Origin of the sequence: Sphingobium cloacae, from assembly GCF_002355855.1 — a bacterium.
GTDB classification, from domain to species: Bacteria; Pseudomonadota; Alphaproteobacteria; order Sphingomonadales; family Sphingomonadaceae; genus Sphingobium; species Sphingobium cloacae.
This window is the reverse complement of sequence record NZ_AP017655.1, coordinates 3,010,308-3,026,167: the sequence shown is the minus strand read 5'-3', so window position 1 is coordinate 3,026,167 and position 15,860 is coordinate 3,010,308. Positions and strand designations below refer to the sequence as shown.

The following is a 15,860-nucleotide window of genomic DNA, read 5'->3' as shown; positions in this document are numbered from 1 at the left end:
ACGGACGGGCCTGCAACGTCTCTTTCTCTGGGCAAGCAATTGCAACGCATTCGCAGTTTCATGCTCAGAAAGAATGCACTCCGGGGGAAATATTTTGCGTTTCGGACAGATGGAAAGAGTCTTCGCGGCCGCCTTGCTGGCTGGCACGAGTTCAATAGTCGTGGCGCCGTCGATCGCAATGGCGCAATCCACCGCGTCCGAACGGTCGTACGACATCCCCGCCCAGCCTTTGGCGACGGCCATCACCAGCTATGGCCAGCAAGCGGGCCTGCAGGTGAGCGCGCCGGCCGATCTTCTGTCCGGCCGAACGTCGAGCGGAGTCGCTGGCCGCATGTCGGCCATGTCGGCGCTATCCCGTTTGCTGAGCGGCACCGGCCTTTCCTTCCGCCTGATGGGCAATACGGTCGTGCTGGAGCACGTGCCCGACATTGCCGGGGACGCGGTTTCACTCGGTCCGGTGCGGGTGGAAGGAAGCGGTAACGGCCGTGCCGGGGGTTCGGTTTCGCCCCTCTCCGCCGCCAGCGATCCGGTCATGACCGAAGGAAGCCGCAGCTATGCGCCGCTGGCCACCAATGTCGGGAAAGCCGCGCAAAGCCTGCGTCAGATTCCGCAGTCGGTCACCGTCATCACCCGCCAGCGGCTGGAGGACCAGAATCTCATCAGCATCGAGGATGTGATGTTGCAGACCACCGGCGTGACGGTGGACCGCAACTGGCTGTCCTCGACCTATAACAGCCGGGGTCTGAATATCAGCTATGCCCGCTATGACGGGGGCGCCACGAGCTTCCGGGTCGATGGCATGTCGGACATCGACACGGCCATCTATGACAGCATCGCTCTGGTGCGCGGCGCGGACGGATTGTTCGGCGCCGGGGAAGCTGGCGGCGTCCTGAACTTCACGCGCAAGCGCGCGCTGGAGGAGGCGCAGCTTCAGCTCAACGCCTATGGCGGCAGCTGGGACAATTATCGAGTGGAAGGCGATGTCACCGGCCCGCTAGCGGCCAATGGCGCGATCCGCGGCCGTGCCATCGGCGTCATCGACAGCGGCCACAGCTTCCAGCGCTTCAAGCAGGATCGCCGCGCGCTGATCCATGGTCTGATCGAAGCCGATCTGACCCCGTCCACCCTGCTGGTCGCGGGCTTCACCCGGCAGGAAGACCGGAAGGATGGTTTCAACGTTTCGCTGCCGCGTTACCGCAACGGCGTCGACATCGGCCTACCGCGCGATTTCAACATGGGCACGCCGTGGAACTGGATCAAGCGCGGCACGAGCGTCTTCTTTGGACGGTTGGAGCAGCGGATCGGCGACGACTGGGCGATCAAGCTGACCGCCAATCACATGCGCAACCGTGACAAGACCAACGCGGCGGAGATGGAAAACGCCGTGGATCCGGTTAACGGTTCCGGCCTCAACTGGTGGTATTTCCAGCAGGACAAGGCGACGAAGGAAACCACCGTCGATCTGAACGCGCAGGGCAGCTTCGAACTGTTCGGCCAGACCCATAATCTGATCCTGGGCGTCGATTATGTCCGCCTTAATCAGGTGTATCAGCAACTCTGGACCTATATCGGCCTGGAGGACGACATCTTCGATCCGGTCTATCCTGAGCAGCCTGTTTTCCCGCCCAACTGGAATTACCGCAATCGCCAGACGATCGAGCGGATGGGGCTTTATGGAACGCTGCGTATTCATCCCGTCGAAAGCCTGTCGCTGATCGGCGGCGGCCGTCTGGCGTTCCGGGACAAGACCCGCAATTACGATCTCATCACGAACGCGCTGCGCGATCGGGTCGAACAGGACAGTGTGTTCATTCCCTATGGTGCGGCGATCTGGGACTTTTACAAGGGGTTCAGCCTCTACGCCAGCGTAGCCGAAATCTATCAGTCGCAGGCGCAATATAATAGCGGCCCGCGTCCCGGCTCGCCGCTCGACCCCGTGACCGGCCGCAACTATGAGGCGGGGATCAAGGGCGAGCTGGCCGATGGCAAGCTGACCGGATCGGTCGCCTGGTATCGCGTGACGAAGAAGGGCGAGGCGGCGTCCGACCCGGCCAGTCCGCCGATTGGCGGCGACAGTTGCTGCTATATCCGCGACGGCTATATCAAGAGCCAGGGCGTGGAGGTCGAACTGAACGGAGAGATTTTCCCCGGCCTTCAGGTCGCGTTCGGCTATACCTACAACAACAACGTCAACAAGCGGGATAGCGACGCCCGGTATTCTGAAACCACGCCCAAGCATCTGTTGAAGCTGTGGACCGACTATAAATTCCAGGGCGATGCGCTCAAGGGCCTCAGCATCGGCGCGGGCGTCACCGCGCAGAGCAGCAATTTCCATTCGGGCTGGATACAGGAACTCAATCCGCTGACCGGCCTCTATGACGGTCCTTATTATGAATATCAGTTCCGCGTGAAGGGCTATGCGATCTGGTCGGCGCGGGCGGGCTATGCGTTCAACGACCGCTTCTCGATCAGCGCGAACCTCAACAACATCTTCGACAAGACCTATTATGTGACCATCGACGGGCCGGGTTACGGCAATCTCTATGGCGATCCCCGCAACGTCATGGTCACGTTGCGCGGCCAGTTCTGATGGAACGGGCGGCGCGCTTGGAAGGACGGTCATGAAGGAGGGCTTCCGCCAATCCATGGCGTGGTTGCACACCTGGACCGGCCTGCTGGTCGGCTGGGTTCTGTTCTTCGTCTTCGTGACCGGCACCTTCGGCTATGTGAACAGCGAGGTCAGCCGCTGGATGCGGCCTGAACTGCCGTTGCAGGGCGCGCCGCCCGCCGCCCGATCCCTGCTGCCCGCCGGCGAGACATGGCTGCGCGCCCATGGGCAGGACGCCGAGCGCTGGTATATTTTCTTCCCCGGCCGCCGTGGCGAGACGCAGTTCAAGGCAGGCTGGCAGGCCTGGCCCAAGCCGGGCGAGGATTATGGCGCCTTCACCCTCGCCGCCGTCGATCCCGCGACCGGGGCCGAGCAGAAAGGACGAATACGCGAGACGGGCGGGGGCGAGGAACTGTACGCCATGCATTATGCATTGCGATACATGCCCTATGACTGGGCAATCCGCATCGTTGGCGTGTGCACCATGTTCATGCTGGTGGCGATCCTGAGCGGCATCGTCACGCATAAGAAGATCTTCAAGGATTTCTTCACCTTCCGTCCCGCCAAGGGGCAACGGAGCTGGCTCGACGCGCATAATCTGCTGAGCGTCACCGCCTTGCCCTTCCACCTGATGATCACCTGGTCGGGGCTGATCTTCTTCCTCTTCACCTATATGCCGGTGCCGATCGACACGCTCTATCCCGAAGGCCCGTCGCGCGACCGCTTCTACGAACAGGTTTATGGCGAGGAAGAGAGCGGGAAAGTGAAGGAGGCGCCTGCGGGCAACGCGCCGCTGGCTCCGATGCTAGGCCAAGCTGAGCGGAAATGGGGGGCGGGGAGCATCGCCCGTCTGACGGTGGAGCATCCCGGCCGGGCCGATGCGAAGGTCGTGATCGCCGCTCACACCCTGACCACGCTCAGCCGGAACGGGCCGGCCATGCGGTTCGATGGCGTGACCGGCGCGCGCTTGCCCGACGACGGCGATAGGGGCACGGCCTCGGCCCGCTTCTCGCTGGCATTGCTGGCGGCGCATGAAGGGCATTTCGCGGGGCCGGTGCTGCGCGCGCTCTATGTGCTGTCGGGGCTGGGCGGCGCGGCGATGATCGCCACCGGGCTGCTGCTCTGGTCGGCCAAGCGCAAGGCGAAGCTGGCGAAGGCGGGCCGGCTGCCCTTCGGCATCGTCCTGGTCGACATATTGAATCTGGGGACCATCATGGGGCTTCCCATCGGCGTGGCGGCCTATTTCTGGGCGAACCGGCTGATCCCGGCGGCGATGGAAGGGCGCGCGGCCTGGGAAATGCACACGCTGTTCCTGACCTGGGGGGCCTGCTTCCTGTATGCGATCTGGCGGCCGACCGCCAGGGCATGGGGCGAACTGACCGCCATCGCCATCGCCGCCTTCGGCCTGGTCCCGGTCATCAACCTGCTGACCACGAACCGGCATCTGGGCGTCAGCCTTCCGGCGGGCGACTGGACGCTGGCCAGCATCGATCTGGGCGCGATCGGCCTCGCCTTGCTCTTTGCCCATATACGCCGCATCCTGATCCGCAAACAGCGGGCAGGCACGGCAGCGCCCGCCAGAGCGCGCCAGCGCGCAGCCGAAGCGGTGGCCGCATGAAGCCGAAGCCGTTCAGCCATAGACTCCGCAGGTTGCCGGTCGACGGGCCGCTGCTGTCGCGTATCCTCGCCGCGGTCGGCGGCGGCTATGTCCTGACCAATATGCTGACGCTGCTGGCGACGCTCGCGCTGCCATGGCTGGGCGTATCGGCGGCAGAGGCGTTGCATGCGACGACCCTAGCGAGTTTCTTCCTCTATGCCGCCATCATCATGGCCGTCTTCCATGCCCGCAGCGCGACGAGGGCGTGGCTGGGGCTGCTGGCCGTCGCCGCTCCCGCCGGGGCGATACTCTGGGCCGCCGGACCGGGAGCGGCGTCATGATCGGATGTCTTCCGGCGCTGTCCGCCTTGCTCGCCAGTTTCGCGGGCTTCATCGCGCTGGCCTTCGCGATGGACAAACATCATCGCGACATGACCGGCGTGCTGCCCAAGGGACGCTCCGTCGCGCCCTGGAAGGCGGCCGGGTGGGCCGCGATCGCGCTTGCCGCCGTGCCGCTGATGTTGCGCTTCGGAACGGCGGTCGGCATCACCTTCTGGCTGGGCGTGCTGACGCTCGCGGCGCTCGGCGCGGCCCTTGGCCTTACCTACCGTCCTCGCCTGCTGCCGCTGGCAGGCCTTGTCGCCGTACCGCTGTCGCTGGGCACGGCGGTCCTTTCGGGAGTAGCCTGATGCTTCGCGCCGCCATCCGCCTTGATGAGGACCATAGGGGCAAGCGGGAGCCGATCGTTCCATCGTCCGCCGCCGTCGATGCCGCCGCTTCGGACGGCGGTTATCGCGCAGGCGCCCATGGTCGCCGCAGGGCGATGGGCCTGTCGCTGACGATCGCCGTTCATATCGTGGTGGCCGGGCTGATGCTGGTCCGGTGGCACAGCGAATATGTGAAGCAGCAGGCGACGACGCTCAGCGTTTTCGATGTCGCGCCCCCCGCGCCTCCGGCGGAAATAGCGGTCGATGAACCGCCGCCGCCCGAAATCGCCCCACAGCAGCAGCCGGAGGAGAAGGTGCAGCCCGAACCTCCCAAGGTGCAGATTCCCACTCCCGTCACGATCCCTGTGCCGCCGCCGGTGCGGCCAACGCCCGTGCCGGTCGACAAGACGCCGCCGCCTGAAGTGAAGCCCGCGGCCGCGCCACCGCCGCCCGGCAACGCCAAGCCGACCTGGGAAGGACAGGTGCTGGCGGCGCTCAACAAGGTGCGCCGCTATCCGCGCGATGCGCTGTTCCGCAAGCAACAGGGCGTGCCCTATATCCGCTTCCTGATGGACCGGGAGGGCAAGGTGCTGAGCGCGCGGCTGGAACGGTCGTCGGGCATCGCGTCCCTCGATGCGGAGGCGATCGCCCTGCCCAAGCGGGCCCAGCCCTTGCCCAAACCGCCGGCGTCGGTCACGGGCGACACCATCGAACTGGTGGTGCCGGTCGAGTTCTTCCTGCGATGAGTCTGGCCCATGCGGCGGTATCCGCTGCGCTGCGCTATCTCGGCCTGGACCTCACTTGAAGCCGTTCGGGCCGATGGCGATCGACGCGATCTCCGCAAATGGTCGTTTCGGATCACTCATCAAATTTCTCAATCACAATGACAGATTTAATGAAGAGGACGAATTAATAGTCAAGGCGTAGAAAGCAGGGGTGCCATTCAAAAAGGAGGTATCGCCATGACCAAGACGCATCCCGACGCCGGCCAATGTCCCGTGTCTCATCTCACCACCGCCTTCGGTGCGCCGGTGCCCGATAATCAGGACAGCCTGACGGCGGGTCCGCGCGGACCGCTGCTCGCGCAGGACGTGTGGCTGAATGAGAAGCTCGCCAATTTCGTGCGCGAGGTGATCCCCGAACGACGGATGCACGCCAAGGGATCGGGCGCGTTCGGCACCTTCACCGTCACCAATGACATCAGCCGTTACACCCGCGCGAAAATCTTCAGCGAGGTGGGCAAGAAGACGGAGATGTTCGCCCGCTTCACCACCGTCGCCGGAGAACGCGGCGCAGCCGATGCCGAGCGGGACATTCGCGGTTTCGCGCTGAAATTCTATACAGAGGAAGGCAATTGGGACATGGTGGGCAACAACACGCCCGTCTTCTTCCTGCGCGATCCGCGCAAATTCCCTGATCTCAACAAGGCGGTGAAGCGCGACCCGCGCACCAACATGCGGAGCGCCACCAATAATTGGGATTTCTGGACGCTGCTCCCCGAAGCCTTCCACCAGGTGACGATCGTGATGTCCGACCGCGGCATCCCGAAAAGCTACCGTCACATGCACGGCTTCGGCAGCCACACCTACAGCTTCTGGAACGAGGCGGGCGAGCGTTTCTGGGTGAAGTTCCACTTCAAAAGCCAGCAGGGCATCGAAAACCTCACCGACGCGGAGGCCGCGGCGCTGGCCGGCGGCGACCGCGAAACGCATCAGCGCGACCTCTATGGCGCGATCGAACGCGGCGACTTCCCGAAATGGAAGATGTATGTGCAGATCATGCCCGAGGCGGAGGCCGAAACCTATCGCTTCCATCCCTTCGACCTGACGAAGGTCTGGTACAAGGCGGACTATCCGTTGATCGAGGTGGGCGAGTTCGAACTGAACCGCAATCCGGAGAATTTCTTCGCGGACGTGGAACAGTCGGCCTTCGCGCCGTCGAACCTAGTGCCGGGCATCGGCGTGTCGCCCGACCGGATGCTGCAGGCGCGGCTGTTCAACTATGCCGATGCCCAACGTTACCGGCTGGGCGTGAACTATCACCAGATTCCGGTCAATGCGGCGCGCTGTCCGGTGATGAGCAATCATCGCGACGGTGCTGGCCGGGTGGACGGCAATTATGGCGGCCGCCCGCATTATGAGCCCAACAGCTTCGGCCAGTGGCAGCAGCAGCCTGACTATAGCGAGCCGCCATTGCGGATTTCGGGCGATGCGATGCACTGGAACTATCGCGAGGATGACGATGATTATTTCACCCAGCCCCGCAAGCTGTTCCAGCAGATGAGCCCCGAGCAGCAGCAGGCGCTGTTCGGCAACACCGCGCGGGCGATGGGCGATGCCCCCGATTTCATCAAGCAGCGCCATATCGACAATTGCACGCGCTGCGACCCCGCCTATGGCGCGGGCGTCGCGGATGCGCTGGGCATGGCGGCCACACCCGCGCTATCGGCGTGAAGCAAATCGCTATCATGGCATAGCCCCGTTTGAGGACAGGCCGGGACAGTGTCCCGGCCTGTTCGCCATGGGGCGGGCGCCGGAATATGATCGCCGGAAAATTCCCATGATTGGGGTTACAGCGATCGTCCGGCCGATTGTCTTGGTCCATCCAATCTCACGTGATGCCCGGCCTGATCGACGCTCATGTGCATTTCGCCAAGGAGTTCGGCAGACGGAAAAGGGCATACACCCGTCAGGCGATCTGGCGGACCAGCATGAAGGCTTCCGCCGCCTCGCGGAACACGGATGCGCCGCGCACCTTCGCCAGCGCTCTCAGCGCCTCGATGGACCGTTCGTCGGGAAAGGCCTTCACCTGCGATTCATAGGCGGCGAAGGCCTCCAGCTTGATTTCGAGCGTTTCGCTGATGTCGACGAAAACATTGGGCACGAAAGCCGGGGTCACGCCGGGCGCATACCAGTTGGTTTCCGACAGCGTCTCATAGGCGAGGATGAGGCCGGGGGACTGCCCATGGCGCGGCCGCGCGGCGACGAGGGCGGAGATGAAGGCCAGTTGGTGGTCCAGATGGATGTCGCCGACGAAGGGCACGAACAGGGCATCAGGCCGCATCCGATCGATGACCGCGCCGATCCTCGCGTTCATTTCGGCATGGGGCACCCGGTCGAGTTCGGCGGCGGGCAGGTCGCAGAAATGGGTCTGGGTGACGGACAGGTTCCGATGCGCCACGGCGCTTTCCCGCCGCACCCGCTCGGTCGCGCCCGCCGGGAAGCGAGGCGGATCGCCGCGCGTCAGGATGCAGACCTGCACGTCCGCGCCCTGGCGGGCGAGCCGGGCCATGGTGCCGCCGACCCCCAGAACCTCGTCGTCGGGATGGGGAGCGATCACCAGCGCCTTTTCGATCTGGCCGATCAGGCTTCGTCTTGGCGCGGGCCGGCCTTCGGGCGAGGACGGCGGGGATGCCGCCATGGCATCGGCGTGGGGTGGCAGAGACAGCCCGGCATGGGCCGGCGATTCGGAGAAGGCTTCCATCACCCGCTCTCCCTTCCTTGATTGTCGGGGCCCGTCAGGCCGCCATCGGCGCGACCGGCTTGCGGATCAGGCAGTTGCCGAGCGCCAGCGTATCCATGCCAGTGCCGAAAAATGTCCGCACCGCGTCCACCGCGCTGCACACGACCGGCTCGCCCTTCACGTTGAACGATGTGTTGAGCAGCACCGGCACGCCCGTGATGCTCTCAAAGGCGCTCAGCAGCCGGTGGAACAGCGGGTTCGTCTGTTCATGCACCATCTGCACCCGCGCGGTGCCGTCGACATGGACCACGGCGGGCGCATCGCGGGCGAGTTCGGGCTTGGCGCGGAAGGCGATGACCATGAACGGCGCATTGTCGGGCCGTTCCAGATAATGATCCGCCGCCTCCGCCTTCATGGATGGGCAGAAGGGACGCCATGGCTCGCGATATTTGATGACGGCGTTCACCCGGTCGCGGGCCTCGACGGTACGCGGGTCGGCAAGGATGCTGCGCTGTCCCAGCGCGCGCGGCCCCGCCTCCATGCGGCCCTGGAACCAGCCCACGATCCGCCCTTCGCTCAAATCCTCCGCGACGGTGCGGGCGATGTCGTTGGGGCGGTGATAGTCGATCCCACAGCGGTTGAGCATAGCCTCGATCTCGGCGTCGCTCTCTTCCGGGCCCAAGGCGAGGGAAGTCAGCTTTTCCGGATGGACGCCCGTCTGCTGCCAGCAGGCAATGAACGCCGCCCCCGCCGCCGCGCCGCTGTCCGCGCAGAGGGGATGGGGGAAGATATGCTCTATGCCCTCGATGTCGTAGAGCTTGCTGTTCATCTTCACATTGAGGCCGACGCCTCCGCCCACGCAAAGGTTAGTGGCGCCCGTCTTCTGCCGACCCCAGCGGACGAGCCGGGTGACGGCTTCCTCCAGCGCCTCCTGAACGGCGAAGGCGAAGTCATGGTGCCATTCCTCGATAGGCTGGTTTTCGGAGCGGGGATCGCGGCCCAGCAGGCGCGGCAGATAGTCGGTGAAACGGTCCGACCAGGTACGCGGGCCGTAATGGATCATGCGCGGATCGACGCAATAGCCGATGCCATCCTCCGACGGGAAGACGATCCTGTCGACCAGCGCCTTGATCGCCGGATCATGCTTGCCATAGGCGGCAAGGCCCATGACCTTATATTCGCCGTCATAGGCTTCAAAGCCCAGATATTCGGTGGCGGCGGCATAGAACCAGCCCAGCGAATGCGGCATCGGCACTTCGTAGATCGGCACGATATGATCGCCGTTGCAATGCCACAGCACGGTGCAGAGCTGGTCACCCGACCCGTCGACGGTCAGGCACAGCGCCTCGTTGAACGGCGATTGCAGATAGGCGTGCACGGCGTGGGTATAATGATGCGGCACCGGATGAAGCGGCGGCGCGGAGCGGGCGCCCAGCGCCTTGCGCCATGCGGCATTGTGGCGCGCCACGACCGCTTCGTCGGAAAAGATGTTGAGCAGGCCGTTCTGCCAGGCGACGGTCTTGGCATCCACCGGCCAGTTCTTCCGCATTTCCGAAAAGAAGCTGCGCATGACGCCGTTCGTGTAGGAGGGGACGTCCCAGTTGATCGCGATCGCCTTCACGTCCGCCGCGCCGATCCCGCCCTGATCCAGGCAGAAGCGCAGCGCCCGCGTCGGATACCAGCCCTTCGCATGCTTGTTCCGCAGGAAGCGCTCCTCCTCCGCGAAGGCCACGAGCGATCCCGCCCTGACCAGCGCGGCGCAAGGGTCATAGCCGCCTTCGAACAATCCTATGAAATGATCCATATCCGCTCCATCGGTCGTGAGAAGGCTTCGGTTTACCGACAGAGGAATAGGGCCTTCATCTCAAAAGCGGAATCTGCCGATCAGCATACCACCTTCAGCACTGCCCATTGGAGGCAGTCCATCCTACCCATGGGCGCGGCCCGCCAGTTCCCTGAGCGAGGTCGGGCGGCCCAGGCGCTCCAGAATGGGAAGCGCGGCAGCAGGGCGGGCATAGCGGCGGCTGGCAAGGCGGGTAAGGGACGGGCAGCGCCGCGCCAGTCCGGGCGACAGAAATATCATGGCGGCATCCGTCACCGCCGGCGAAAGCGAATCTCCTTCCGCCACGTCGCGATAGACCACGCCCGGAATGTCCAGCGGCATCCGCCCCACCAGCGGATCGAGCGCGGCATCGACCTCGAAGGGCGAAACGCCGTTCAGCAGCAGCATGATGCAGCCGCGCTGGCTCGCGCGATAGGCGAGTTCCAGCAGCCGGTCGGGCAGCGACCCGTCCGGCTGACGCGCGACTTCGAGTATGATGAGGCTGTGCATCGCCCGATCCTTTCGCCGGGCGGCATTACATACCCTTCCGGCTGATCGCGGTAGAGGCTCAAAGGGATGAGTCTATCCGTAATCGCAATTGGCGCGATATCGGCGGCTGCTATTCTTCCCCCCACAAAGGAAGAAGGTGGCACCGTGAAGCCAACACCGAAACGTGATGCGTTCGCCACGGCCAAATTTGCCGCCCAGCCCGCCAATTTGCTGCTGTCCGTCGATCCCCAGGCACTGATCGGCGTGGCGCGGATGATCACCGCCATATTCGCCCTGGTGGCGATCTATCTCGATCCGACCAAACCCGGCTATCTTGCTACCGAAGCACGGGTCACCCTGACGCTCTACTTCTTTTTCGCCGTCATCCTTGTCGTCCGGCCCGTCCGGCGGCGGATCGACCATCCGGTCCATTTGCTCACCCATGGCATGGACCTGCTGGTCATTGGCGGCCTCGCCCTGCTCACCGACGAATTGAGCAGCCCCTTTTGCACCTTCCTGCCGTTCATCCTGCTCGCCACGACGGTGCGCTGGGGCCTTCTGGGCGCCATCCTGGGGGCGATGGCCCTGGAAGGGGTCCTGCTGCTGGTGGGCTGGCCCGATCTCGATGACGGGGACGCCGAACTCAACGTCCTCATCATGCGATCCGCCTATTATCTGGTCGCGGCCATCATGCTGGGCTATTTCGGCGCATCACGCGACCTCAGCCGCCGGCGGCTCGAACGTCTGGCGGCATGGCCGAACCTGTTTTCCGCGGACATCCGGGTCTGGCTGGGATCGTTGCTGGGGCACGCCGCGAACGTGCTCGGCGATCCGCAGCTCATCGTATTCTGGCAGGATCAGGAAAAAACCACGGGCATGGTGGCGGTCTGGCGCGCAGGCCATCTTCAGATCGCCGACATGTCGGACATGGAGCTATGGTCGGCTATCGACGCGGAGTTGCTGCAACCTGCCGACGCCACCGCGACATTCCGGCGCCTATCGGCCGTGGTTGCCCGTTCGCCATCAACGCCCTCCATCCTGACGGCGGCCACCCGGTTGCGCAAAGCCTATTCGGCGCCCTTTTCCGGCATTCGTTACCGGGGGGAACTCTTCGTCATCAATCCCACCTGCTATCTGGAGGAAGGCGCTTCGCTCACCACGATCATCGCGGCCCGCGTCGCGGCGGAACTGGAGCGGCTGGCACTGATGGGCGACATCGCCCAATCGGCGCGGGCGGAAGAACGGGCGCGGCTGGCGCGCGATCTGCACGACAGCATCCTCCAGGACCTGACCGCCGCCAGTCTCCGGCTGAAGGCGACGATGGCGCATGTGCCCGAACAGGCCAGGGACGGCCTCGCGCTGGTCAACGCCGTCATTCTCGATCAGCAGCGCCGGGTGCGGCACTATGTCGAGAATGTGCAACTGGCCGACGAGGACGGATCGCTGGAAGCCACCCTGCGGAATTGTGCGGCTTCGCTGCGCCAGCAGTGGAATTGCGACATTCATGTCGAGGTGGAGCCGCAGCAACTCGTGCTGCCGGGTGCAATGACGCTGGAAATCTCGAAACTGCTGGCGGAGGCGACCGCCAACGCCGTCCGCCATGGCGGCGCGACCCAACTCGAACTGGAAGCGGCGATGGAGCGGAAGGCGCTTCAGCTTCGAATCGCCGACAACGGCACCGGCATGGCGGGCACGCCGCCCGCCGCCTGCCGTCCGCCCGGCTCCATGGCGGCGCGAGTCGCCGATCTTCATGGCCAGTTCGCGATCACGCATACGGCGCCGGGCCTCGCGATGCTGATCCAGTTGCCGGTTTAGGGGAAACGGATATGCATGGCGTTGTCCTGTCCGACGATCATCCCCTGCTGCTGCGGGGGCTATGCGACCTTCTGGAGATCGAGCCCGACTTCACCGTGGTGGGGGCCAGCACATCGGGACATGAGGCGCTCGCCCTGCTGAAGGACGGCCGGGTCGATATCGGCGTCATCGACGTGTCCATGCCTGATCTGGGAGGAATGGACATCCTGCGGGCAGTGGTCGAATCGGGGATCGACGTCAGGATCATCTTCCTGACGGCCACGATCACCGGACCCCAGATTTCAGAGGCGCTGGACCTGGGCGTGGCGGGCCTGCTGCTCAAGGAAAGCGCGCCGGAGGCGCTGATCGTCTGCCTGCGGGAAGTAGCCGCCGGGCGGCGCTGGCTGCCGCCCGAACTGGTGGCGAAGGCGGCAACGCCCCCGCCCGTGCCGAGGGAGCGCGCGGACGCCTGCGCCACGCTCACGCGCCGCGAAATGGAAATCGCGGAACTCGTCTGCCGCGGCTATTCGAACAAGATGATCGCCCGCGAGCTTGGGTCGTCGGCGGGCACGATCAAGATCCATCTCCAGAACATCTATCAGAAGCTGCAAATCGCCAATCGCACCGCCCTGGCCTCGCTGGTCCTGAACTAATCCTGTCATTCCAGTACGATAGACAGCATCCCTTTCTTGGATCGCACAATAATCGCAACAGGATTACTCCGATTCGCAGATGCCATGATGTCGAGCGGCGCTTCTTCTCCAGAACAACCTGCGCGTCCCAAGAAATCATCCGTCGAATCGCCCTAATAATAGGTCCACTGGATGAATCGTTTCGGAATCGTTCCTTTAATCATTCTTAAAGCACTTGTGGCGGGCTTCATATGTGTTACTCTTCTCGTCCATAACAGGGTTGCCTCGGTCAAGATAAATTGCCTTTCAACTCATCGCGGTAAAACCGTGATGCTGAACGGAGTGACGGAGGATGACGACAGCTTCCAAAGTAGTACTTATCGGCCGAAGTTCCATCGTCAGGGAGGGACTTCGATGCCTGCTTTCCGAACAGGATCGACAGATCATATTTTCCGGCTTTGGTCTTGAAGACCTTCAAAGGGCGGATGTCGCCGAATCGGATTTCCTGCTTCTTCTGATCGAAGACAAAAGATCGGAATGGGACGGGGATGCACTGGCGGCCATCCATCGACGCCATCCGGCGGCGCGGATCGCCATTCTTGCCAATGAATTCGATTTCTCCGCCATGCTCGAAGCGTTCCGGGTGGGCGTGGAAGGCTATCTCACCAAGGACGTGCCGTGGGAACGGCTGATCGGCTATCTCGACCTCATCACGCTGGGCGAGAAAATCTTTCCGTCCCAACTGGCCCAGAAACTGATCGACCGCAGTTCCGCCTACGATCATGTTCCCAATGCGGCGACGATCGATTCCGCCAACATCTCGGCGCGGGAGCTGGAGATTCTCCGGCGGCTGATCGCCGGACTGCCCAACAAGGTGATTTCGCGGCAGCTCTCCATCAGCGAAGCGACCGTGAAGGTCCATGTGAAGGCGGTTCTCCGCAAGCTGCGCGTCACCAACCGGACGCAGGCAGCCATCTGGGCCGCGACCCAGGGCCTACAAGGCATGGGCATGGACGGCGAATGGGCGGCGCCGGCCGTGGCCACGTCCAGGATCGGCAGCCAGCCGTCAGTCGCGGCGCCTGCCTATCAGGCCGGTGCAAGGGCCGAGCCGCATCTCGCCCACGCATGATCATATTCGCCGCCGGGCATGGGGCAGACTCCATGCCCGGCGGCGAACCGGCCTTCATCGCCAGACTGGAAAATGTTCCGAATATTCCCGGCGCGATGACTGTATCGACGGCGGGCGGACTTTACCCCCGGCTTCATATCCTCGACGACCGGCGAAATAGCCAATGGGCTTAGCCGCCCCTGCCCCTTTTGATCTGGCGGAGGATAAAATGTGCAATGGACGGAGCCGGACCGTCCCTTCATTCTGGTGCGAAATCAAGGCCAAGCCAAGCCGGAGCGCCGCCGCGTGCAGACCAGTCACCATCCAGCGGCCCGATATGCCGCCCCCGCGCGCCGTCCATCCAGCGCCAGCAGGAACGCATCGCAGCTCTGGTCGAACGAGTTGCGGAAATGGGAATTCTTCCTGTTGCAAGGCGCGGTTTTCCTGGCGCCCTACATCTCCTTCCGCCATCCCGCCATCTACATCACCATCAGCGACGCCCTGTTCGCCGGCGCTTTCTGCCTGCGCCTTGCCACGGGCCGGATGATGCCGCCCTTCGCCAACCTGACATGGCTCTGGCTGTTGGGGCTTTTCATGCTGACCGGGGGCCTTTTCTTCAGCAGCATGTTCCATGGCGACATGGCCCGCTGCCTGGTGCTGATCGCCCAATATTGCTTCGCCTATCTGATCGTGCCGCTGGTGCTGCTCCGCCGCCCCGAAGATCAGGTCATCCGCCTCATCAAATGCGGCGTCTGGGGCATGGTCGCCATGTGCGCGATCGGCATCGCGATCTACCTGACCGGCTGGTACAGCATGTCGCGGGGCCAGATGGCGGTCATCACCGGCAGCAGGCGTCTCGCCGGTTTCGTCGACAATCCCAACGCCATGGCGGTGCTGACCGTCATGACCCTGCCGCTGGTCTGGTTCCTGCTGCTCTCGCGGCAGTGGCGTCCCCCGGTCGCCCTGCTCTGCCTGGGCCTGCTCGTCTACGGCATCATCCTGACCAGTTCGAATACCGGCCTTTACAGCATGATCGCGGCGACGCTGATCTTCTTCGGCGGGCGGCGCAACTTCAAGACATTGCTCGTCGTGGGCGCGCTGGGCATCGCCGCCCTGACCTTCGGGCAGGACTATATGCCGCAGAAATTCCAGGAGCGCGTGCTGGGCGCGATCAATTCGGGCGATATTTCCGGCGCGGGCACGTTCGAGGACCGGCAGGAACTGAACATGGAGGCACTGACGCTGGCCGACGACAACCTCATCATCGGCATGGGGGCGGACCAGTATCGCGTCGTCAGCCAATATGGGCACCCGGTCCATAATCTCTACCTGCTGCTGCTGAACGAGGGCGGCGGCCTGTCGCTGCTGGGCTATATGGTGATCCTGGGCGTGCCGATCCTGGCGGGCATCTTCGCCTGGCGGCTGCCCCACGGAAAACTCATATTCCTCACCATCTTCACGACGGTGGTCGTGTTCGCCAACGCCGTCATGGGCGTGCCGCATGTCTATGGACGCGCCTGGTTCCTGTTCATCTTCCTGGCGGCGAGCCCGGCCCTGATCTCCTACGGGGCCGTTGCGCCGCGACCGGGCAGGGCAGCGGGCGGACCGATGCCGTCATCCGGACCCTGAAGGATTTTCGCGC

Annotated in this window: 13 protein-coding genes; 10 read left to right on the top strand and 3 right to left on the bottom strand. The window is 63.9% G+C overall.

Features of this window, described 5'->3' with window-relative positions:
* Positions 1-109 precede the first annotated feature (109 nt).
* From SCLO_RS14765 to SCLO_RS14740, 6 genes are all read left to right on the top strand, one after another.
* The gene (locus tag SCLO_RS14765) at positions 110-2,590 is read left to right on the top strand and encodes a TonB-dependent siderophore receptor (RefSeq protein ID WP_169800540.1); all 2,481 of its coding nucleotides are present in this window, start codon (positions 110-112) and stop codon (positions 2,588-2,590) included.
* A gap of 31 nt (positions 2,591-2,621) precedes the next feature.
* Entirely contained in the window at positions 2,622-4,226 is a 1,605-nt protein-coding gene (locus SCLO_RS14760; protein WP_066515237.1) for a PepSY-associated TM helix domain-containing protein, read from the top strand.
* Positions 4,223-4,546 carry a DUF3649 domain-containing protein gene (locus tag SCLO_RS14755; protein ID WP_066515239.1) on the top strand — a complete coding sequence of 108 codons (324 nt, stop codon included), beginning with the start codon at positions 4,223-4,225 and terminating at the stop codon, positions 4,544-4,546. Before SCLO_RS14760 ends, SCLO_RS14755 begins: the two co-directional genes overlap by 4 nt.
* On the top strand, positions 4,543-4,893 hold the full coding sequence (locus tag SCLO_RS14750; RefSeq protein ID WP_066515240.1) for a DUF3325 domain-containing protein: 351 nt from the start codon (positions 4,543-4,545) through the stop codon (positions 4,891-4,893). Before SCLO_RS14755 ends, SCLO_RS14750 begins: the two co-directional genes overlap by 4 nt.
* The gene (locus tag SCLO_RS14745) at positions 4,893-5,657 is read left to right on the top strand and encodes an energy transducer TonB family protein (protein WP_066515241.1); all 765 of its coding nucleotides are present in this window, start codon (positions 4,893-4,895) and stop codon (positions 5,655-5,657) included. The genes SCLO_RS14750 and SCLO_RS14745 overlap by 1 nt, the downstream gene beginning before the upstream one ends.
* Positions 5,658-5,873: 216 nt before the next feature.
* Complete coding sequence (locus tag SCLO_RS14740; RefSeq protein ID WP_066515242.1) at positions 5,874-7,364, top strand: catalase; 1,491 nt, start codon at positions 5,874-5,876, stop codon at positions 7,362-7,364.
* 235 nt (positions 7,365-7,599) lie between these two features.
* Here SCLO_RS14740 and SCLO_RS14735 read toward each other — a convergent pair whose 3' ends face one another.
* The 3 genes from SCLO_RS14735 to SCLO_RS14725 all read right to left on the bottom strand — a co-directional run bounded on the left by SCLO_RS14735 (position 7,600) and on the right by SCLO_RS14725 (position 10,705).
* Positions 7,600-8,394: a PIG-L deacetylase family protein gene (locus tag SCLO_RS14735; protein ID WP_231923246.1), complete on the bottom strand. Its 795-nt coding sequence runs from the start codon at positions 8,392-8,394 to the stop codon at positions 7,600-7,602.
* Between the two features lie 34 nt (positions 8,395-8,428).
* Complete coding sequence (locus SCLO_RS14730; RefSeq protein WP_066515245.1) at positions 8,429-10,177, bottom strand: carbamoyltransferase family protein; 1,749 nt, start codon at positions 10,175-10,177, stop codon at positions 8,429-8,431.
* A 123-nt stretch (positions 10,178-10,300) separates the two neighbouring features.
* Positions 10,301-10,705 (bottom strand): hypothetical protein, encoded by a 405-nt coding sequence (locus SCLO_RS14725; protein ID WP_066515248.1) that lies wholly within the window; start codon positions 10,703-10,705, stop codon positions 10,301-10,303.
* A gap of 144 nt (positions 10,706-10,849) precedes the next feature.
* Between SCLO_RS14725 and SCLO_RS14720 the strand changes: the two genes are divergently transcribed.
* From SCLO_RS14720 to SCLO_RS14705, 4 genes are all read left to right on the top strand, one after another.
* Positions 10,850-12,499 carry a sensor histidine kinase gene (locus SCLO_RS14720; RefSeq protein ID WP_066515251.1) on the top strand — a complete coding sequence of 550 codons (1,650 nt, stop codon included), beginning with the start codon at positions 10,850-10,852 and terminating at the stop codon, positions 12,497-12,499.
* An 11-nt stretch (positions 12,500-12,510) separates the two neighbouring features.
* Complete coding sequence (locus SCLO_RS14715) at positions 12,511-13,131, top strand: response regulator (RefSeq protein WP_066515253.1); 621 nt, start codon at positions 12,511-12,513, stop codon at positions 13,129-13,131.
* A gap of 331 nt (positions 13,132-13,462) precedes the next feature.
* Positions 13,463-14,239 (top strand): LuxR C-terminal-related transcriptional regulator, encoded by a 777-nt coding sequence (locus SCLO_RS14710; protein WP_066515256.1) that lies wholly within the window; start codon positions 13,463-13,465, stop codon positions 14,237-14,239.
* A 210-nt stretch (positions 14,240-14,449) separates the two neighbouring features.
* On the top strand, positions 14,450-15,847 hold the full coding sequence (locus SCLO_RS14705) for an O-antigen ligase family protein (protein ID WP_066515257.1): 1,398 nt from the start codon (positions 14,450-14,452) through the stop codon (positions 15,845-15,847).
* Positions 15,848-15,860: the final 13 nt, after the last annotated feature.

Bases quoted from the DNA above. Each gene is read 5' to 3' on its own strand.
- SCLO_RS14765 (WP_169800540.1), top strand. From the start codon at position 110: ATGGAAAGAGTCTTCGCGGCCGCCTTGCTGGCTGGCACGAGTTCAATA.
- SCLO_RS14760 (WP_066515237.1), top strand. From the start codon at position 2,622: ATGAAGGAGGGCTTCCGCCAATCCATGGCGTGGTTGCACACCTGGACC.
- SCLO_RS14755 (WP_066515239.1), top strand. From the start codon at position 4,223: ATGAAGCCGAAGCCGTTCAGCCATAGACTCCGCAGGTTGCCGGTCGAC.
- SCLO_RS14750 (WP_066515240.1), top strand. From the start codon at position 4,543: ATGATCGGATGTCTTCCGGCGCTGTCCGCCTTGCTCGCCAGTTTCGCG.
- SCLO_RS14745 (WP_066515241.1), top strand. From the start codon at position 4,893: ATGCTTCGCGCCGCCATCCGCCTTGATGAGGACCATAGGGGCAAGCGG.
- SCLO_RS14740 (WP_066515242.1), top strand. From the start codon at position 5,874: ATGACCAAGACGCATCCCGACGCCGGCCAATGTCCCGTGTCTCATCTC.
- SCLO_RS14735 (WP_231923246.1), bottom strand. From the start codon at position 8,394: ATGGAAGCCTTCTCCGAATCGCCGGCCCATGCCGGGCTGTCTCTGCCA.
- SCLO_RS14730 (WP_066515245.1), bottom strand. From the start codon at position 10,177: ATGGATCATTTCATAGGATTGTTCGAAGGCGGCTATGACCCTTGCGCC.
- SCLO_RS14725 (WP_066515248.1), bottom strand. From the start codon at position 10,705: ATGCACAGCCTCATCATACTCGAAGTCGCGCGTCAGCCGGACGGGTCG.
- SCLO_RS14715 (WP_066515253.1), top strand. From the start codon at position 12,511: ATGCATGGCGTTGTCCTGTCCGACGATCATCCCCTGCTGCTGCGGGGG.
- SCLO_RS14710 (WP_066515256.1), top strand. From the start codon at position 13,463: ATGACGACAGCTTCCAAAGTAGTACTTATCGGCCGAAGTTCCATCGTC.